Source organism: Ruegeria sp. AL12, assembly GCF_056540885.1.
In genome coordinates this window covers 181,723-200,210 of the sequence record NZ_JBQFXN010000003.1, presented here as the reverse complement: position 1 = coordinate 200,210, position 18,488 = coordinate 181,723, and the positions used below count along the sequence as shown (strand labels likewise).

Sequence of the window (18,488 nt, the reverse complement as noted above, 5' to 3'; positions counted from 1 at the left end):
CATGACGCACAAAGCCCCACCGTTCCAGACAGTCTCGACCGGGCTGGTTGTGGCAATCGTCGGTTTTTTCAGCTCTTTCCCGATCGTCTTGCAGGGGTTGGCGGCGATGGGCGCGTCCCCGGCGCAGGCGGCGTCCGGATTGATGATGGCGGCGATCGCCATGGGCCTGACCGCCATCGTGCTGAGCCTGTGGTACCGACAGCCGATCAGCGTGGCCTGGTCCACGCCGGGTGCGGCCCTGCTGGCGGTTTCCGCCACACCTGCACTGGGGTTCGCCGAAGCGACAGGCGCGTTCCTTTGTGCAGGGGCTTTGACCGTGTTGGCCGGGCTGTGGCGACCATTGGGGCGCATGGCTGCGGCGATACCGACGACCCTGGCGCAGGCCATGTTGGGGGGCGTGTTGCTGCCGCTTTGCATATTGCCCTTTCAGGCGGCAGTTGACCTGCCGTGGCAAGCGCTGCCGGTAATTCTGACATGGTTCATCGCCGGCCGGATCAACCGCCTGTTTGCCGTTCCGGCCGCGGTCGTGGCAGCGGCAGCCGTCGTGGTCCTGAACGCCGGGGACGCGTCGCTGACGCCGACGCAATGGATCGCGGCTCCGGTCTGGACCACGCCCAGCTTCTCTGTGGCTTCGGTCGTCGGGATTGCCGTGCCGCTGTCCATCGTCACGATGGCGACCCAGAACATCCCCGGCATCGCTGTGATCCGCAGCTTTGGCTATGCGCCGCAAACCGGCAAACTGTTCTCGTCCGTGGGCATTTCCAGCATCTTGTCCTCTCCGTTCGGTGCCCCCGCCACCTGCCTTGCGGCGATCACCGCTGCGATGTGCGCGAACGAGGACAGCCACCCCGACCCCGCGCAACGCTATTGGTCTGCCGTGATGGGTGGATTGTTCTATTGCCTGTTCGGGGTGTTCGCCGTGGCGATTACCGGGTTCGCCATTCATGCCGATCCACTGTTGATGGGCACGCTGACCGGTGTAGCGCTGATCGGGGTGATGGCCAATGCCACATCCGCCGCGCTGGAAGTTCCGGCCGAGCGCGAAGCGGCCATCCTGACCTTTGCCATCACTGCATCAGGGATCACCGCGTTCGGGCTTGGTGCGGCGGTCTGGGGCTTGCTGGCAGGCGGGATGGCCTATCTTGTGAAACAACGCTTTCGGTGAACGGGTTCAAACCGCACTTCAAAGCAAGTATGAAGAGGCCATGTTTGGAGCGTTGGGAAAACTGGTCGAGCGCCAGATCAAGAAAGCCCAGTCCGAGGGTCAGTTGCAGGGCCTCGAGGGCGAAGGCCAACCACTGCCTGACCGGTCATCCGAGGCATTGAGCGATCCGGCCACCGCCGCCGGCCATCGGATCATGGCGCAGGCAGGCGTGTTGCCGGAAGAATTCGACATCAAAAAGCAGCTCGACACAGCGCGGCAGGACTATGCGACCCTGACGGACCCGGCAAAGCGCAAAGCCGCGATGGCTCGTATCGCCGATCTGGAAATGCGCTACAACATGGCCCGCGACGCACGGCGGGCCTTCATGCGGTGATCATTTGAACTCGGGCTTGCGGCCCTGCATCTGCGCCATGACAACTTCCATCTGGTCGGGTTTGCCTATCAGTTCCACCTGCTCAGCGGATTCCGCCATCAGAACGTCTGCGCGGGACTGAGTTTCAGCGACCTCGATCAGACGCTTGGCGGCACGGATGGCCGAAGGGCTTTGACCCGCGATGTTTTCGGCAATGGCCAACGCTTCGGTCAGCGGATCGTCGGACAATTGCGTCACAAGGCCCCACTCCGCCGCCTGCGGCGCACGGATCGGGCGGGCCGTATAGGTCAGCAGCCGCAGCACGTCCGACCGGACCAGCCGAGGCAGCAGAACCATGCCGCCCATGTCGGGAATGATGCCCCATTTCATCTCCATCACGGCCAGTTTCGCCTCGGGATGCGCGATACGGATATCCGCGCCCAGCGCGATTTGCAGGCCACCGCCATAAGCCACGCCCTGAATTGCGCAGATCACCGGAACCGGTACGCGACGCCAGATCAACGCCAGTTCCTGCATCTCGTTGGCGTCTTCATGGCTGCGGGTCATCAGCCATTCCGTGGGGTCCATGTGGGCCATCTTGGCAAAGCTTGCCATGTCGAGCCCGGCGCAAAAGCTTTTGCCTTCGCCGGACAGGACCACGGCACGGGCATCCGACGCGGCGACCTCTTGCCCGGCGGACAAAAGTGCCTTGATCATTGCATCATCCAGCGCATTCATCTTGTCGCCTCGGGTCAGTGTGACATGGGCAACGTGGTCTTGATAGGCAACGGATACGCGTGACATGGAGGACCTCCGGTAATTCAATCGTGACAAACATGCCCGGACAGACTGAGGAATACCACTGCGACGTCAGGGCATGTCGGTGACAGGCATTCGCCCGAACCACGGGGAATCGAGGGTCATGACATAGAACTGATCCCCCGCAATCTTGCCCCCGGTCGTGATGCCCAGGCGGCCTTGCGGGTCCTGTAGCGTGCGCAGGATCGTACCGTCGCCATCGAACTGCACCATCATGCCACGATGGATCGGCGCGGGGCGTACTGCCGGACCCAATCGCCAGATCACCTTGCGCAGGAACGGGTACGGCATCAGCGCCTCGGACGGGACACGCGGGCTGGCGAAGGCCATCCAATAGGTGCCGTCGCCCTGAGCCTCGAGGTTGTCGGGATAGCCGGGCAGGTTTTCCAGCAGGATCTCCTGCCGCCCTGCATTTGGTCCGGTCAGCCACAGCTTGTGCACGCGCGCGCGACCTGTTTCCGCGATCAGCAGAAAATCCTCGTCAGGTGAAAGCGCGACACCGTTGGTATAGACAAAGCCCTCGGTGATTTTCTCGGTGCGGCCGTCGGGTGTGCGACGCGCGACGTAACCCGTATCGGACTGTTCCCAGATGGTGAGGACAGAGGTCGGTTTGGTCCCGCCCATGGTTTCAGGATCGAAGCGGTCAGATGAATTCGAGAAGTAGATCGTGCCATCCTGCGCCACGTCCAACTGGTTGGCGTAGATCACCGGCGCGCCGTTGATGTCACTCACCACCCTTTCCAACGTGCCCGGACCGGTCCAGCGCATCACGCCCCGATAGCTGTCGGCGATGTAAAGCGCGCCATCCGGTCCGGCCTTGAGGCCCAGCGGACGCCCGCCAAGCTGGTCAACCTCGACCGGTTCCGCCCCGTCGATGCGGTAAAGGGTACCTGACAGGCTGGTTGTGTAGATCGCCCCATCTGGCATGACGGCGATGTCTTCGGGCCCGATCTCTTGACCCGGCAGGGGGATCAGCTGCACCGCATCCAGTGCCGTGTTTTCAACGAAATCCCCGACAAACCCGGCATCTTCCGGCATTTCGACGGCGACGGGTTTTACCGGGACCGGCCAGAGCAGAAGATAGGCGAGCCCCAGAAGAATAACGATCGAGAGAATGCGCATCTGCGCTCCTTTATTCATACTTCTTTTCCAGCGCGCCCAACGCCTGTGCGCGCTTGCTCATTGATCGGGCTTGGGGTTATCTGCGGACATGACCGGACCTCGATACACCCCGCTTGCCCAATCCCTGCCCGCCACCGTGCCCTTTGTCGGCCCGGAAACGCAAGAGCGCCAGCGCGGCGCGTCCTTTGTGGCCCGACTGGGTGCCAATGAGAGCATTTTCGGCCCCTCGCCCCGCGCGACCCAGGCCATGGCGCAAGCCGCGTCAGAGATCTGGATGTACGGCGACCCCGAAAACCATGACCTGCGCCATGCTTTGGCCGACCATCACGGCGTATCGCCGGAGAATATCGTCGTGGGCGAAGGTATTGACGGGCTACTGGGCTATCTGGTGCGGCTGATCGTCGGGCCCGGGGATGCGGTTGTCACCTCGGACGGGGCCTATCCGACCTTCAACTATCATGTGGCCGGGTTCGGCGGCATTCTTCACAAAGTGCCGTATTCAGGTGATCACGAGGACCCCTCGGCCCTGTTTGCCAAGGCGGCGGAGGTTGGTGCCAAGCTGGTCTATCTGGCCAATCCGGACAATCCGATGGGCAGCTGGCATTCCGGCGCTGACATCGTGGCCGCCATGGATGCCTTGCCTGATGGCTGCCTGCTGGTTCTGGATGAGGCCTATGTGGAATGTGCGCCCGAGGGGACGGCGGCACCTGTCAGTATAGATGATCCGCGCGTAATCCGGATGCGGACCTTCTCGAAGGTCTATGGCATGGCGGGTGCGCGGGTTGGCTATGCCATGGGCACGCCGGATCTGATCGCAGCCTTCAACAAGGTGCGCAACCATTTCGGCATGAACCGCGCCGCGCAGGCCGGTGCTTTGGCGGCTTTGCAGGATGGCGCGTGGCTGGAGCATGTTCAGGCGCAGATCGCAGAAGCACGTGAGCGGATCGATACGATTGCCCGGGAAAACGGATTGGCGGCCCTGCCTTCGGCCACCAATTTCGTGGCGATTGACTGCGGGCGCGACGGGGATTTTGCCAAGGCCGTGCTGGACGCCCTGGTGGCGCAGGGGATTTTTGTCCGAATGCCGTTCGCGGCACCGCAGAACAGTTGCATTCGGGTAAGCTGTGGCCCGGCGTCTGATCTGGATGCGTTTGCCGCCGCTTTGCCCAAGGCGCTCGCAGTCGCGCGGGTGCGCTGATTGATCCCTTTGCGCCCGGTCGGACAGCAAAGGGGGGGCTGTCTGCCCCCCATCGCGCCAGGGCGCGATTCCGCCCGAGGATATTTTTGGCCAGATGAAGAGGCGGATCGGGCGGAGACACCCTTAGAGTGTCAGGCCGCCAGCACGGCGGCGGCGGCTTCGAGGGCCCCTTTGCCACGCGATATGTCAAGTGAAGCCATACCCGTTTCCACACCGCCCAGAATCGCCATGACCATCTGCCCGTTGATATGCCCCATATGACCGAGACGGAAACAGCTGTCATAATCCTCCATCCCAAGGCCGATGCCCAGTGTCAGGCCCAACCGGGTTTCGGTGAACGTACGCAGGGCCGTGCCGCGACCTTCCGTCAATCGCAAGGCAGTGACGGCGTGGCTGCGATAGGCACGGTCGGCGACGTTCAGGTGCAACATGCCGCCTGCGGCCCAGGTCTCACAGGCCGCCCAGATGGCATTGGCCAGGCGCTCATGGCGGGCCCAGACCTGCTCGATCCCCTCTGCATGGATCAGATCAAGCGCGGCGCGCAGGCCATAGAGGTGGTGCGTGGGCGCGGTGCCGTTGAAATACTGATAGAACAGATCTGGATTAACGCGCGGCTGCCAATCCCAATATTGCGAAACGCGCAGGATGGTGGCCCGTTTGGCTTGTGCTTTCTCGTTGAAGAAAACAAAGCCGATGCCCGCCGGGGTCATCAAGCCTTTTTGGCAAGCGGCAACTGTGACATCGACGCCCCAGCCATCCATCTCGAACCTGTCACAGCCCAACGAGGCAATACAGTCTGCCATCAGCAGCGCCGGGTGTTGCAGGTCGTCCAGAAGCCTGCGCAGCGCCGGGATGTCGTTCCGGATCGAACTGGATGTATCCACGTGGACCGCCAGAACCGCCTTGATCTGGTGGTTTCGATCCGCACGCAGCGCATCTGCGATCCGGTCGAAATCCCAGGCTGACGAGGTGCCGAAATCGATCAATTGGACTTTTGCCCCGATCCCTTCGGCCATTTCGGCCCAGCCATGGGTGAACCTGCCCGAGGCAGGAGCCAGAACGGTTTCGCCGGGGGCGATCACGTTGGACAGTGCCGCCTCCCAGGTGCCGTGGCCATTGGCGATATAGATGGCGACGTTGTGCTTGGTGCGGGCAACCCGGCACAGATCGCGCGTCAGGCCGGGCATCATATCAATGAGTTCGCCATCATAGATGTTGGGCGACGGACGGTGCATGGCTTGCAAAACCGCGTCCGGCATGACCGAAGGGCCCGGAATGGCCAAATATGTCCGCCCCTGGGAAAGGGAAACTGTCTGTGTCATGGGCTCAACCTGTATGAATTGACGCCCACATTACCGAGGGGCCGCGCGGCGTCAATCCGCCAGCTTCGACGCCTCGCGCGCAAGTGTCTCGATCCCCGCCCAGTCGCCGTTTTCGACCAGTTGCTTTGGTGCAACCCAGCTTCCGCCAGCGCAGATCACGTTGGGCAATGACAGGTAGTCGCTGGCGTTGGAAGGCGACACGCCACCCGTCGGACAGAAGCTGATCTGGGGCAGCGGCGCGCCGATTGCCTTGAGCGCAGGCGCGCCGCCCGACGCCTCGGCCGGGAAGAATTTCAGCATGTCATAGCCCTTTTCCAGCAACGCCATAGCCTCGCTTGCCGTCGCGGCACCGGGCAGCAGCGGCAGGTCTTCGGCCTCGCAGGCCGCGATCAGGGCATCCGTGGCACCGGGGGAAACGCCGAAAAGCGCACCCGCTTGTTTGGCAGCGCGGACGTCTTCGGGCGTGACCAGCGTGCCTGCACCGACCACGCCGCCGGGCACCTCGGACATGACCTTGATCGCATCCAGTGCCGCCGGGGTGCGCAAGGTCACCTCGAGCGCGGGCAAGCCGCCGGCGACCAGCGCCTCGGCCAGCGGGCGGGCCTGTGCGGCGTCATCGACAACCAGCACCGGAACAATGGGCGCCAGAGCGCAGATTTCGCGGGTGCGTTGAGTTTTGGACATCTATTACGCTCCGAATATGCTGGCGCCAGTGTCGGCGGACCCGACATTCTGCCGAAACGCAGCGAAGAGATCGCGCCCGACACCGTGTTGATTGGCGGAAAGGTCGGCGGTGGCGGGGGACCGGTCCAAAACCCCTTTGGTCAGGATTTCCAGGTCGCCGTTGACCGCGTCGACACGCAGGATGTCACCGTCTTGCAGGTAGGCGATGGGTCCTCCGTCCAGCGCCTCGGGGCAGACATGGATGGCGGCGGGCACTTTGCCGGATGCACCCGACATGCGGCCATCTGTGACCAGTGCCACCTTTTGCCCCCTGCCTTGCAGGATCGACAGAATCGGGGTCAGCGAATGCAGTTCAGGCATCCCATTGGCCTTTGGCCCCTGAAAGCGGACCACGACGATGACGTCATCCGTGAATTCTCCGGCCTTGAAGGCGGCTTTCACCTCATCCTGATCGTGGAACACCCGCACGGGTGCTTCGACGACCTGATGTTCCGGCGAGACGGCTGATACTTTCATGACCCCGGTGCCCAGATTACCGGTCAGGCGCGACAGGCCCCCGGTGGGCTGGAACGGGTCATTGGCCGGGCGCAGGATCTTTTCGTTCAGGCTGTGTCCCGAACCATCCTGCCAGATCAACTCACCATCGATCAGTTTGGGTTCCTTGGTATAGTTGTGCAGCCCCTGCCCTGCGACGGTCAGCGTGTCGGGGTGCAGTAAGCCTTGTTCAAGCAATGTACCGATCGTGTACCCAAGTCCGCCGGCCGCGTGGTAATGGTTCACATCCGCCAGGCCGTTGGGATAAACCCGCGCAACCAGCGGAACCACAGCGGAAATATCGGAAAAATCCTGCCAGTCCAACACGATACCACCAGCGCACGCCATGGCGATCAGGTGAATCAGCAGATTGGTTGAACCACCGGTCGCCATCAAACCGACGATGCCATTGACGAATGCGCGTTCATCCAGAACCTGACAGACCGGTGTATAGCTGTTGCCCAACGCGCTGAGCGACAGGGCTCGGCGCGCGCCTTCCTCGGTCAGGGCGTCACGCAGCGGGGTATTCGGATTGACGAAGCTGGAACCCGGCAGGTGCAGGCCCATAAACTCCATCAGCATCTGGTTGGTATTGGCGGTGCCATAAAAGGTACAGGTGCCGGGGCCGTGATAGGCCGCCATTTCAGCCTTCATCAGCTCTTCGCGGCCCACTTCCCCGGCGGCGAATTTCTGTCGGACCTTGGCTTTTTCGTCGTTCGGCAAGCCGCTGGTCATCGGGCCTGCGGGCAGGAATACGGCGGGCAGATGGCCAAAGGCCTGCGCGCCGATAATCAAGCCGGGCACAATCTTGTCACACACCCCAAGAAAAACAGCCGCGTCATAGGTGTTGTGGCTAAGGGCCACACCGGTTGCCAACGCGATGACGTCGCGCGAGAACAGCGACAGCTCCATCCCCGCTTCGCCCTGGGTGACACCGTCGCACATGGCTGGAACACCGCCTGCCACCTGTGCCGTTCCGCCGGCGGCGCGGATCGCGTCGCGGATCAGGGCGGGATAACGTTCGAACGGCTGATGGGCCGAAAGCATGTCATTATAAGCGGTGACAATGCCCAGATTGCCGGCGGTGCCGGTGGCCATCGATTGCTGATCTTCGCCTGCGCCCGCATAGGCATGGGCCTGACCGCTACAGGACAGATGCGCACGGGCAGGACCCTTGGATCTGGCCTGCTCCATCCGTTCAAGATGTGGGCCGCGCAGATCGGCGCTGCGGTCGATGATCCGTTTGGTGACATCGGAAATGACTGAGTGAACCATGATTACCCTCCGATCTGACGCCAGCGGCGCCCATCGCGATGCATCAGCATCAATGCTTCTTCGGGGCCTGAACTGCCCTGATCGTATCGGGATGGGCGGTCTCCGCGCTGCTCCCAGCCCTGAATGATGGGATCGACCCAGGCCCAGGCGGCCTCGGCCTCGTCCCCACGCATGAACAGTGTCTGATCGCCACGGATGACATCCATGATCAGCCGCTCATAAGCGTCGGGGGCTTGCGCTTCGGCCCCAAGCGCATCGGCAAAACTCATGTCCAACGCAACATCCGACAGCCGGAAGCCCCCCGGCCCAGGATCCTTAATCGTGGTGCGCAGGGTGATGCCTTCATCAGGCTGCAACCGGATCACCAGAACGTTTCCGTGCAGAGGGCCGACATTGGGGAAAATCGTGTGCGGCGGATCGCGGAAGAACACCGCAATTTCGGATTCCCGCGCGCGCAGACGCTTGCCAGTGCGCAGATAGAACGGCACACCTGCCCAACGCCAGTTGCCGATATGAACCTTGAGGGCGATGAAGCTTTCGGTTCGGCTGGCAGGGTTGCCGACATGATCGACATAACCGCCCTCGCCCTTTTCGGCCCGGTACTGACCGCGCGCGATGTCAGACTGGGCCACGGGCTCGAGCGCTTCGATCACCTTGACCTTTTCATCGCGCACCGCGTTGGGTGAGAATTTCGACGGCGGTTCCATTGCGGTCAGACACAGCAACTGAACCAGATGGTTCTGGACCATGTCCCGCATTGCGCCGGACTGATCGTAATAGGCCCCGCGCCCTTCGACGCTTACGGTCTCGGCCACCGTGATCTGCACGTGGTCGATATGGGTCGAATTCCAGAGGGGTTCGAACAGCGAGTTGGCAAAGCGCAGCGCCATCAGGTTCTGCACGGTCTCTTTGCCCAGATAATGGTCGATCCGGTAAATCTGATGTTCTTCGAAACAGGCGCGCAAGCCTTCGTTCAGCGCCTTCGCCGAGGCAAGATCGTGCCCAAATGGTTTTTCGACGACAATGCGGCTGTCCGGTGTCGCAAGACCGGCGTCATGCAGCCGCTGCGCTATACCCGAAAAAAGGCTTGGACCAACGGACAAATAAAAGGCCCGCACGACGTCTTCGCGCATCCGTTCTTTCAGATCGGACCACCCGGCCTCGCCCAGCGCATCCACGGGCACATATTCGACATGGTCAAGGAACCGATCCATTGTTTCCCGGGAAAAACCGGGCGCGAACTGTTCCATCGATTTGCGGACCTGATCGCGAAACCCGTCATTGTCGATATCAGAGCGTGCCGTACCGATGATCCGCGCGCCGTCGGGCATTTGGCCGACCTCGAAGCGATGGTACAGGCCCGGCAGGATTTTACGCTGCGCCAGATCGCCGGTCGCACCGAAAAGCACCAGATCAAATGGCTCTACCGGAATTACGCGTGAAACCATCACAGGCTCCTTCTGAATTTGCCGATATCAGCTTAGCACGGCGTGATACCCCGCAAAACCTGACATGTTATCGCTAACACTGCCTGTCTATTAGAAAGCCGCCCATGAAAAATCAAGCACAGTTTGAAGAAACCGTGCCGTTTCGCGCATCAAGTCTGATGGCGCAGCCAGTCCATGACCGCGGGACGCACCGATTGCTCTCCGCGGTGGCGCGCGTCAGCGATGATCTTGCGAACCTCCGTCAGATTGGACCGCAACAGCAGGCTTTTGACCGGGCCGATCGAGGCAGGCCGCATCGACAGCGTCCGTATCCCCATCGCCGCAAGGCACAAGGCCTCGACCGGGCGGCCTGCATCTTCACCACAGAAGCTGAGCGGCGTGTCCGAGATATCGCAGCGTTCGACGATGCGTTCCATCAGGCTCAGGAAGCTGACATTCAGCGTGTCATAGCGGCGCCGGACCAGTTCGTTCTCACGGTCAGCAGCAAAGAAGAACTGCTTTAGATCGTTCCCGCCTATCGAAATGAAGTCCACTTCGTCAAAGAACTTCTGCGGCGCAAAGGCCAGCGACGGCGTTTCCAGCATCGCGCCAACTTCAAGCATCTCGGGCAGCACATGACCCAATCGCTTTTCCCGCTCGATCGTTTTGTTCACTTCCCAACGGGCTTCGCGATATTCCTCGGCCTGTGCGACAAAAGGGAACATGATGGTCAGCGGTCGACCATTGGCGGCGCGCAGCAGGGCCTGCAATTGCATCCGCATAACACCGCGCTTGTCCAGACCGACCCGAATGGCACGCCAACCCAGCGCCGGGTTTGGTTCCGCCACGTGCTTCATATAGGGCAGAACCTTGTCCGACCCGATATCGAGTGTGCGGAATACCACCCTCTTGTCCCCCGCCGCGTCCAGAACGCGCTGATATTGGCTGACCAGTTCCGACCGTTTCGGCATCTGGTTGCGGATCAGGAATTGAAGTTCAGTGCGGAACAGGCCAACGCCCTCGGCGCCCGAGGTGCCAAGCGATGGCAGGTCGGCCATCAGGCCTGCATTCATCACCAGGTTAATCCGCGAGCCATCGCGCGTGACGCAGGGTGTTTCGCGGATCGACGCATAACGTTCCTGCGCCTTTGCCTGCATCGCGATCTTGTCGCGGAAGGCACTGACCACGCTGTCTTCCGGGCGCAGATGCACAACGCCCTGATCACCATCCACCAGAATGTGATCTCCGTTCAGGGCCTCGGTGGTGATCCGGCCCACATGCACGACCAAAGGAATCGCAAGCGCCCTGGCCACGATCGTGGCATGACTGCCGACAGAGCCTTCTTCAAGCACGATCCCCTTCAGCGCCCGTCCGTATTCCAGCAAGTCGCCGGGGCCGATATTGCGCGCGATCAGGATCGGATCGGGTGGCAAATCAGCACTGTCCGTCTTGCCTTGCCCGGTCAGGATGCGCAGCAGGCGATTGCTGAGATCGTCCAGATCCGCAAGACGTTCACGCAAGTAGGGATCGGTGACCTGCCCCATGCGCGCGCGGGCCTGGGATTGTTCTTTCTCCACCGCAGCTTCGGCGCTGAGACCCAGGGCTATGTCTTCCTCCATCCGCCGCATCCAGCCTTTGGAATTGGCAAACATGCGGTAAGCTTCCAGAACTTTCAGCTGTTCCTTGTCGCCGCCCTGCGAAATTTCGAGCATCTTGTCGACACCGACGCGCAGTTCCTCCACCGCTTCGACCAAACGTTCGCGTTCCCGTTGAGGGTCTTCGGCAATTGGATTGGTAACCACAACGCGGGGTTCGTGCAGCCAGACATGCCCTTCGGCAGACCCTTCCTGCGCCGGGCCGCCGCGCAGCAGAACCGATTGCTGGTGCAGGGGTGACAGGGCCGCGCCTTCGCCGACAAAAGCGCCAAGCTCGGCCATTTCGGCCAGCACCATAGCCACCACTTCCAGCGCATAGACCTCATCGGCGGAAAACTCGCGCGCCTCGCGGGACTGGACGACCAGAACGCCCAGCTTTTCCCCAAGGCGTTGAACCGGCACACCAAGGAACGAGGAATACCGTTCCTCGCCGGTTTCCGGCATGTAACGAAAGCCCTTGGCCGACGGCGCGTCGGCGGTGTTGACGACCTTGCCGAACTTGGCGACCCGCCCCACAAGACCTTCGCCCATGCGCATCCGGGTTTTATGGACCGCTTCCGGAGACAGCCCCTCGGTCGCGCAAAGTTCCAGCGTATCTTCATCGCGAAACAGGTAGATGGAACACACTTCGGCCCTGATACTGTCGGCAATCAGGTGCGTGATCCGGTCAAGACGTTCCTGACCGGCGGCTTCGCTCGCCATTTCTTCGCGCAACCGCCGCAGCAGCTTGCGGGATTCTGTTTCCGTGCCGTCCGCCATGGCCCAACCGATTTAGTGTGTCAGGCGATACCTTTGGCCGATAAGCTCAGGCCGCCTTGTCCAGTTCAAAGGCATCATGCAGTGCCTGAACAGCAAGTTCCATGTATTTCCTGTCGACAAGGACGGAAATTTTGATCTCGGAGGTTGTAATGACCTTGATGTTGATCCCCTCATCCGAGAGAACCTTGAACATCTTGGCCGCCACGCCCGATTGCGAGCGCATCCCGATACCCACAACCGAAACCTTGCAGACATCGGTATCTGCAACCAGTTCGGCATAGTTCAGCTCGCCCTTTTCCTTGATCGCCAGCAGCGCTTTTTCGGCGCGGGCCACCTGATCGGTGGGACAGGAAAAGGTCATGTCCGTACGCCCCTCGTCCGAGATGTTCTGGACGATCATGTCGACATTCACGCCCTCTTCGCTGAGCGCCGAGAAGATGGTCGTGGCGATACCCGGTCGGTCGGCCACGGAAACAACGGTCATCTTGGCTTCGTCGCGGGAATAGGCCACACCGGCCACAACATTGGATTCCATAATATCCTCCTCGTCGCAGACCAGCGTGCCGGCCTCATCGGATTGTTCTTCAAAGCTTGAGAGAACGCGCAGTTTCACTTTGTATCGCATCGCAAGTTCGACCGAGCGGGTTTGCAGAACCTTGGCACCAAGCGACGCCAGTTCCAGCATTTCTTCGAACGAGATGCGGTCCAGCTTGCGGGCCTTTTCGCAGATGCGCGGATCGGTGGTGTAGACACCATCAACGTCCGTATAGATGTCGCAGCGTTCGGCGTCGAAGGCTGCCGCAAAGGCAACGGCCGTTGTATCTGACCCACCCCGGCCCAGTGTCGTGATCCGGCCTTCCGGGCTGATGCCCTGGAACCCGGCAACCACGGCAACACGCATACCTTCGCTGAATTTCTGGTTCAGGTTCTCGGTCGGAATTTCCTCGATCCGCGCCTGACTGTGCGCGCTGGTGGTCAGCAGCGGCACCTGCCAGCCCTGCCAGCTGCGCGCGGGGATGTCCATTTCCTGCAAGGTCAGGGCCATCAGGCCAGCGGTCACGTTCTCGCCCGAGGACACGACGGCATCGTATTCCCTGGCGTCGAACAGGGGCGACGTTTCGTTCACCCAGCCTACAAGCTCGTTGGTCTTGCCCGACATGGCCGAGACGATGACGATCACGTCATAGCCTTTGGCAACTTCAACGCCGATACGTTTGGCGGCGCGGCGGATGCGGTCCAGATTGGCGACCGATGTGCCGCCGAATTTCATTACGAGTACGGGCATGGGGGCAAAAGTCTCCGCGCCTTGGATTAGAAGTTCCGTGCCTCATAAGCGAGGGGCACCGCAAGGGCAAGGGCGCAAAGCGGTCGCCCCTGCGGCGCAGGGCCGCTTTACATTGCACTGGCGCAATGTCAGCCTAAGGACACCAACCAGATCAAGAGGTTCTTTATGTTTCGCCTAGCCCTCGCCTTTGCCCTATTGTCATCGCCTGCACTGGCCCAGGTCGCGAGTGTCGCCGGGACGGACGGCAAGAACGCGTTGGGCACAATTCCCTGCGCTGCAAATGCCGGTGATCCCGTACAAAGCTGCCACGCGGAACTGCGCCGCCATGACGACGGAAACATTACGGTCGCGGTGGCCCTGGGTGGCGGGCAAGTGCGCAATATCTATTTCAAGGATGGCGTGCCGGACTCCAGCAACTCGACCTCGAAAATCTCACATGAAACACGAGGCGATATGATGGTGGTCTACATTGAACCTGGTGAGGTCTTCGAAATCCCCAAAGCCGCATTGACCTCTCAATAGGCGTGCGATTGCCCGTCATAGGTTTCAAAACAGCCCGTTGTGCATAGAGACAAGGCATCAAATCGTTCAATCAGACCGGATACGGCCTGATCCACATCGATATCCGCCGCTGCACCGCCCATATCCGTCTGAACCCAGCCCGGATGATAGATGCCGACGGCAATCCCGTCATCTTTGAGATCCATCGCCAGATTCCGCCCAAGGTTCAGAGCCGCCGCCTTGGATGCGCGGTAGATATAACTGCCACCCGGCGCAAGTGTGTGCGACGCCATTTTCGACGAAAGGATCGCAACTTTACCGCCCGCGGCGCGCAGGTTGGGCAACAGGGTCTGTATGGTCAGAAAGACCCCCGTGACATTTACCGCAAAGCTTTGCGCCCACATGTCGGCCGGGTAGCCATCGATCGAATGCCCCTTGTCCAGATACACGCCGGCATTGCAGACCAGCAGATCGACAGGCTGGTCTTTCATCTGTTCTGCCATGGCAGATTGCTGCACGGGATCGGACACATCCAGACGCACCTGCATGCTGCCGTCACGCGCCGTCCCAGTGACCTTGTCCCCCCGGTTCACGTAACGCTTTGCCAGGGCTTGCCCGATGCCGCGATTGGCGCCGGTGATCATGATGTGCATGATCAATTGGTCTTTCTGCTGGGGACAAACGGCAGCGGAGCCACCGGCACGCCATCTTCGATCAGGGATTTCGCCTCATCCAGCTTGGCCTCTCCGTAAATCGCACGCTCAGGCGCCTCGCCCAGATGAATCTTGCGCGCCTCACTGGCGAAATCTTTCCCGACATAATCCGAGTTTTCTTCGACATGGCGGCGCATCTCGGCCAAAACCTTCTCAATTTCGGGCGATGGGGTTGCAACGTCGATCTTTTGTTCCGGGGCGGAACGGATTTCACTTTCCTTCCGGGCATTCCGCGCCGGGCGGACGCGTGGCGTCATGACCGCTTTCTCGACCTGCGTGCACCCGCAAACCGCGCAGGTGACCATACCCACAGAGGCCAGCTTGTCATAGGCTTCTGCGGATTGGAACCAACTGTCGAAACTGTGGCCTTCGCTGCATTTCAACGCGTATTGAATCATGTTCAGTCCAAAAAAACGATTGGCGAATAGATACCGATCAAGGTGACAATATCAAGCCTATCAGATGCTACTTTAATGTGAGTACGGCTTAAAGTCGCGCAACAATTCAGCAAGCTCATGAGAATCGACCTTTAGCGCTGCTTTTTTCGGCGAAAACCATTTGCGCCGACGCTCGGTCTTTTCCGGGTATTCCTGCGACACAGTGCTTACATGCACTGGAAAAACATCCACCAGACACAAGGATGGGGGCCGGTTAGAATGATGTTTGTGGTGCAGGAACTGCCCCAGTCGCGCCCCGTTGATCCGGCCAGATACACCCGCCTCTTCCCAAGCCTCTTGCAATGCGGTTTCCTGCGGGCCCAGACCGGGGATGAGCCATCCTTTGGGAATGATCCATCGCCGCGACTTGCGTGTCGTGATCAAGAGAATCTTGGGACGGCCGCGCTTGATCCGGAAACACAAAGCCGAGGATTGCCGCAAAACTGGCTGCCTTGCAGCTTTTGGAAGGTCATGAAGCAACAATCGTGCTTTCATCGAGCGACGCTCCCTTTCGGTCGAACGTCAGCCATCCAAATTGGTACGCTCACCTAATCTAGCGGCTGGCACCTGCAATCATACCACATGATGTAACACACGCCAAGTCACTCGCGTCGCCCAAGATATCGCCTACATTCGGGCAGAAAGCCGCCGTGCCAGATCCTCATGGGGGATGTCAGCGTCAATTGCCAGCCGGCGCAAACCGAAATGCACGCGCGCTATTTGCTGATAATAGCGCGTGTAGACATAGTTCGTGCCACCGCCGGCCAATGCCCCCAGCACAGGAACGGACTGGGCTGCAAGCTTTTGCCCCAGTACTATCGAAAAACGCGGCGCAACGGCGGCAATCAGGCGTTGCATGGCCGGTCCGGTCAGGGTCAGCCGGACCGAGAAAAAACCCAGGTCCGCCCCATCGTCATGCGACAATGGTCCCGCTGCCGACAAGACGCGGACGCAATCGAACTTTACGTTTTCGGCAGAGGGATCAAACCCCTCGCGCGCCGCAGCCCCCTGAATGGCACGTAGCAGCATCGCGGTTGTCGCGGGCAGCTCCATCAGGGCTGTCGAAACACCGCCCAGCCCCCCGGCCGCACCCATGGCAGTCGTCACTGCGGTATTGACCCAGGGCTGCTGATCAGGAACCGCGCGCCGCGAACCCTCGGCCGCATGCATCGCCAGCCATAACGCCTGCTCGGTTGCGCCTGTCAGGCCATTCCGAACGGGTTCTGGCAATTGCTCCAGCAATGACTCGGCTGATCCTCCAAGCTTGTTGAGAAGTTTCACGCCAGCCCCTCCGGCGGATCGGTAGTGATCCGCCAAACGATCCAGTTCGGCCTCGGTATCCACGTTTTCAACAAGAACAACGTTCTGCATTCACGCCCTCCTGCCTTTCAACATCGGCGTTGCGCAGCATGGTTTCAATAGGTCAGCGGCTCCAACGTGTCACCGCGCCCTGAACCCCGGACCAGGCACCGGGCACCAGTTCCAGCCCCAAAACCCGGTCAGGGTTGGTGGGCGGAGGCATCTCGACCGCGTGCAATCGCGTGAAACCGAACCGGCTGTAATAGGGCTCATCCCCGACCAGCATGACCCTTTGCCAACCGCGAGTGTGCCCCGCTTCGACTCCGGCATGTATCAGATATCCGCCAAGGCCTTCACCTTGGTGGGTGGGGTGCACGGCAATCGGCCCCAGCAGCAGAGCATCATGATCACCGACATGAACCGGCCAGAACCGGATCGCACCGGCCAGAATCCCCTGACCGTCGCGCGCGACCAAAGACAAACCCGCAACCGGCGGCACATCATCACGCAAGCGGTAGGACGACAAAGCCTCGCGACCCGGCGCAAAACACAGGTCATACAGGGCTTCGACCTCCCACCAGTCGTCCGGCTCTTCCGGCCTGATCCCGAATTGCTGCACCCTGCCCTCATTTACTTGCTGGCAATCGCCCTAGCACTTCGCTACGCCTTGGGCAAACGCTTGGAGATCAGATGTTCTACCGCCCCGAAGACGGCCACGGATTGCCGCACAACCCGTTCAACGCCATCATCACGCCGCGCCCGATTGGCTGGATTTCGACTCGGGACGCGGATGGGATCAACAATCTGGCGCCTTATTCCTTCTTCAACGGCGTCGCCTATACGCCACCGCAGGTCATGTTTGCCTCGACCGGCACCAAACAGGATCAGAACGCCGGCAAGGACAGCATCGCCAATATCGAGGCCACGGGCGTGTTTTGCGTAAATGTCGTGGCCCATGCGCATCGGGACGCAATGAATGCAAGTTCGGCCGGCTTGCCGAAAGAAGTTGACGAGTTTTCGCATGCCGGGCTTTCACCCATAGAATGCGAAACCATACCCTGCGCACGGATCGAAGGGGTCCCAGCTGCGTTGGAATGCAAGCTGACCCAGATCGTCACGCTGCCTGGTGAAGCCAATCGGGTGGTGTTCGGCGAGGTGACAGGTGTGCACCTGCACGACGATCACATTCGGGACGGCAAGTTTGACGTGACCTCGTTCCAACCTTTGGCGCGGCTCGGGTATCGCGATTACTCCGTCGTTTCCGAGTTGTTCAGCCTTTCGAGACCGGATGACTGATGCCCCTGCCTGACTCAGCGCGCCGATATCCTGTCACTTTGCCTGATGGTACGGAACACAAGGGAACAGCCTTTCTGTCACAGGTGATCGACCACCCCAGAATTCAGGTGGGCGATTACACCTATGCGTCGGATTTTGACGCGCCCGAGGATTGGGCCAATCGTTTGGCGCCTTACCTGTTCGAGTTCTCGCGTGAAAAGCTGGTTTTGGGAAAGTTTTGCCAAATTGCCCATGGCGTCCGCTTTGTGACAGCTTCGGCAAATCACGCAACGGATGGGATAACCTGTTTTCCCTTTCCGGTTTTCGATCCGGAACGGATGCTGGAATATCAGCCAGACGTCCGGGACACCCTAGTCGGCAACGATGTCTGGATCGGCTATGGCGCGCTGATCATGCCAGGAGCCAGTATCGGTGACGGAGCGATAATTGGTGCGGGTTCAGTTGTTCGCGGGACAATCCCGCCTTATTCGGTTGTCACCGGCAATCCTGCCGAGATAAGGCGGTATCGTTTTGACGCCGACAAGATCGAGCGGTTGCTTGCTTTGAAGTGGTGGGATTGGCCAGCCGAATTGATCATCGAAGCCGAAAGCGTCCTGTTGAGGGGAGATATCGAAAACCTGGAGCGTCTGGCCCTTTGAAAAAGGC

At 60.6% G+C, this 18,488-nt stretch carries 19 protein-coding genes; 6 read left to right on the top strand and 13 right to left on the bottom strand.

Annotated features, from left to right (window positions below):
- The first annotated feature begins 1 nt into the window (after position 1).
- Both ACR0C6_RS11855 and ACR0C6_RS11850 read left to right on the top strand, forming a co-directional pair.
- Positions 2–1,165 (top strand): benzoate/H(+) symporter BenE family transporter, encoded by a 1,164-nt coding sequence (locus ACR0C6_RS11855; RefSeq protein WP_480619429.1) that lies wholly within the window; start codon positions 2–4, stop codon positions 1,163–1,165.
- Between the two features lie 40 nt (positions 1,166–1,205).
- Positions 1,206–1,538 carry a DnaJ family domain-containing protein gene (locus tag ACR0C6_RS11850; protein WP_480619427.1) on the top strand — a complete coding sequence of 111 codons (333 nt, stop codon included), beginning with the start codon at positions 1,206–1,208 and terminating at the stop codon, positions 1,536–1,538.
- On the opposite strand, the gene ACR0C6_RS11845 is transcribed toward ACR0C6_RS11850, so the two are convergent.
- On the bottom strand, positions 1,539–2,321 hold the full coding sequence (locus ACR0C6_RS11845) for a crotonase/enoyl-CoA hydratase family protein (RefSeq protein WP_171229626.1): 783 nt from the start codon (positions 2,319–2,321) through the stop codon (positions 1,539–1,541).
- A 66-nt stretch (positions 2,322–2,387) separates the two neighbouring features.
- Entirely contained in the window at positions 2,388–3,476 is a 1,089-nt protein-coding gene (locus ACR0C6_RS11840) for an SMP-30/gluconolactonase/LRE family protein (protein WP_254443947.1), read from the bottom strand.
- 70 nt (positions 3,477–3,546) lie between these two features.
- Here ACR0C6_RS11840 and ACR0C6_RS11835 point away from each other — a divergent pair, with 70 nt between their 5' ends.
- Complete coding sequence (locus tag ACR0C6_RS11835) at positions 3,547–4,656, top strand: pyridoxal phosphate-dependent aminotransferase (protein WP_480619425.1); 1,110 nt, start codon at positions 3,547–3,549, stop codon at positions 4,654–4,656.
- Between the two features lie 131 nt (positions 4,657–4,787).
- On the opposite strand, the gene ACR0C6_RS11830 is transcribed toward ACR0C6_RS11835, so the two are convergent.
- From ACR0C6_RS11830 to ACR0C6_RS11805, 6 genes are all read right to left on the bottom strand, one after another.
- The gene (locus ACR0C6_RS11830) at positions 4,788–5,978 is read right to left on the bottom strand and encodes a pyridoxal-phosphate-dependent aminotransferase family protein (protein WP_480619423.1); all 1,191 of its coding nucleotides are present in this window, start codon (positions 5,976–5,978) and stop codon (positions 4,788–4,790) included.
- A 51-nt stretch (positions 5,979–6,029) separates the two neighbouring features.
- Positions 6,030–6,662 carry a bifunctional 4-hydroxy-2-oxoglutarate aldolase/2-dehydro-3-deoxy-phosphogluconate aldolase gene (locus ACR0C6_RS11825; protein WP_480619421.1) on the bottom strand — a complete coding sequence of 211 codons (633 nt, stop codon included), beginning with the start codon at positions 6,660–6,662 and terminating at the stop codon, positions 6,030–6,032.
- Positions 6,663–6,665: 3 nt separating this feature from the next.
- A complete protein-coding gene (gene edd, locus ACR0C6_RS11820) occupies positions 6,666–8,471 on the bottom strand; it encodes a phosphogluconate dehydratase (RefSeq protein WP_480619419.1) in 1,806 nt (601 codons plus the stop codon).
- Positions 8,472–8,473: 2 nt separating this feature from the next.
- The gene (gene zwf, locus ACR0C6_RS11815; protein WP_480447034.1) at positions 8,474–9,919 is read right to left on the bottom strand and encodes a glucose-6-phosphate dehydrogenase; all 1,446 of its coding nucleotides are present in this window, start codon (positions 9,917–9,919) and stop codon (positions 8,474–8,476) included.
- A 149-nt stretch (positions 9,920–10,068) separates the two neighbouring features.
- Positions 10,069–12,312: a phosphoenolpyruvate--protein phosphotransferase gene (gene ptsP / locus ACR0C6_RS11810; protein ID WP_480447035.1), complete on the bottom strand. Its 2,244-nt coding sequence runs from the start codon at positions 12,310–12,312 to the stop codon at positions 10,069–10,071.
- A gap of 46 nt (positions 12,313–12,358) precedes the next feature.
- Positions 12,359–13,597, bottom strand: a complete 1,239-nt coding sequence (locus tag ACR0C6_RS11805) for an aspartate kinase (RefSeq protein WP_152457283.1) — start codon at positions 13,595–13,597, stop codon at positions 12,359–12,361.
- 165 nt (positions 13,598–13,762) lie between these two features.
- On the opposite strand from ACR0C6_RS11805, the gene ACR0C6_RS11800 reads away from it, so the two are divergent.
- Complete coding sequence (locus ACR0C6_RS11800; protein WP_224857439.1) at positions 13,763–14,119, top strand: hypothetical protein; 357 nt, start codon at positions 13,763–13,765, stop codon at positions 14,117–14,119.
- Here ACR0C6_RS11800 and ACR0C6_RS11795 read toward each other — a convergent pair.
- From ACR0C6_RS11795 to ACR0C6_RS11775, 5 genes are all read right to left on the bottom strand, one after another.
- Positions 14,113–14,751 carry an SDR family NAD(P)-dependent oxidoreductase gene (locus ACR0C6_RS11795; RefSeq protein WP_171229618.1) on the bottom strand — a complete coding sequence of 213 codons (639 nt, stop codon included), beginning with the start codon at positions 14,749–14,751 and terminating at the stop codon, positions 14,113–14,115. The two genes, ACR0C6_RS11800 and ACR0C6_RS11795, sit on opposite strands and share 7 nt — an antisense overlap.
- Positions 14,752–14,753: 2 nt before the next feature.
- The gene (locus tag ACR0C6_RS11790; RefSeq protein ID WP_171229617.1) at positions 14,754–15,209 is read right to left on the bottom strand and encodes a DUF1178 family protein; all 456 of its coding nucleotides are present in this window, start codon (positions 15,207–15,209) and stop codon (positions 14,754–14,756) included.
- Between the two features lie 72 nt (positions 15,210–15,281).
- A complete protein-coding gene (locus ACR0C6_RS11785) occupies positions 15,282–15,743 on the bottom strand; it encodes an NUDIX hydrolase (protein ID WP_480447036.1) in 462 nt (153 codons plus the stop codon).
- Positions 15,744–15,875: 132 nt separating this feature from the next.
- Positions 15,876–16,619 (bottom strand): EcsC family protein, encoded by a 744-nt coding sequence (locus ACR0C6_RS11780; RefSeq protein ID WP_171170805.1) that lies wholly within the window; start codon positions 16,617–16,619, stop codon positions 15,876–15,878.
- Between the two features lie 52 nt (positions 16,620–16,671).
- Positions 16,672–17,166, bottom strand: a complete 495-nt coding sequence (locus ACR0C6_RS11775) for a GNAT family N-acetyltransferase (protein WP_480447037.1) — start codon at positions 17,164–17,166, stop codon at positions 16,672–16,674.
- Between the two features lie 71 nt (positions 17,167–17,237).
- Here ACR0C6_RS11775 and ACR0C6_RS11770 point away from each other — a divergent pair, with 71 nt between their 5' ends.
- On the top strand, positions 17,238–17,843 hold the full coding sequence (locus ACR0C6_RS11770) for a flavin reductase family protein (RefSeq protein WP_480447038.1): 606 nt from the start codon (positions 17,238–17,240) through the stop codon (positions 17,841–17,843).
- On the top strand, positions 17,843–18,481 hold the full coding sequence (locus ACR0C6_RS11765) for a CatB-related O-acetyltransferase (protein WP_480619417.1): 639 nt from the start codon (positions 17,843–17,845) through the stop codon (positions 18,479–18,481). Before ACR0C6_RS11770 ends, ACR0C6_RS11765 begins: the two co-directional genes overlap by 1 nt.
- Positions 18,482–18,488 lie beyond the last annotated feature (7 nt).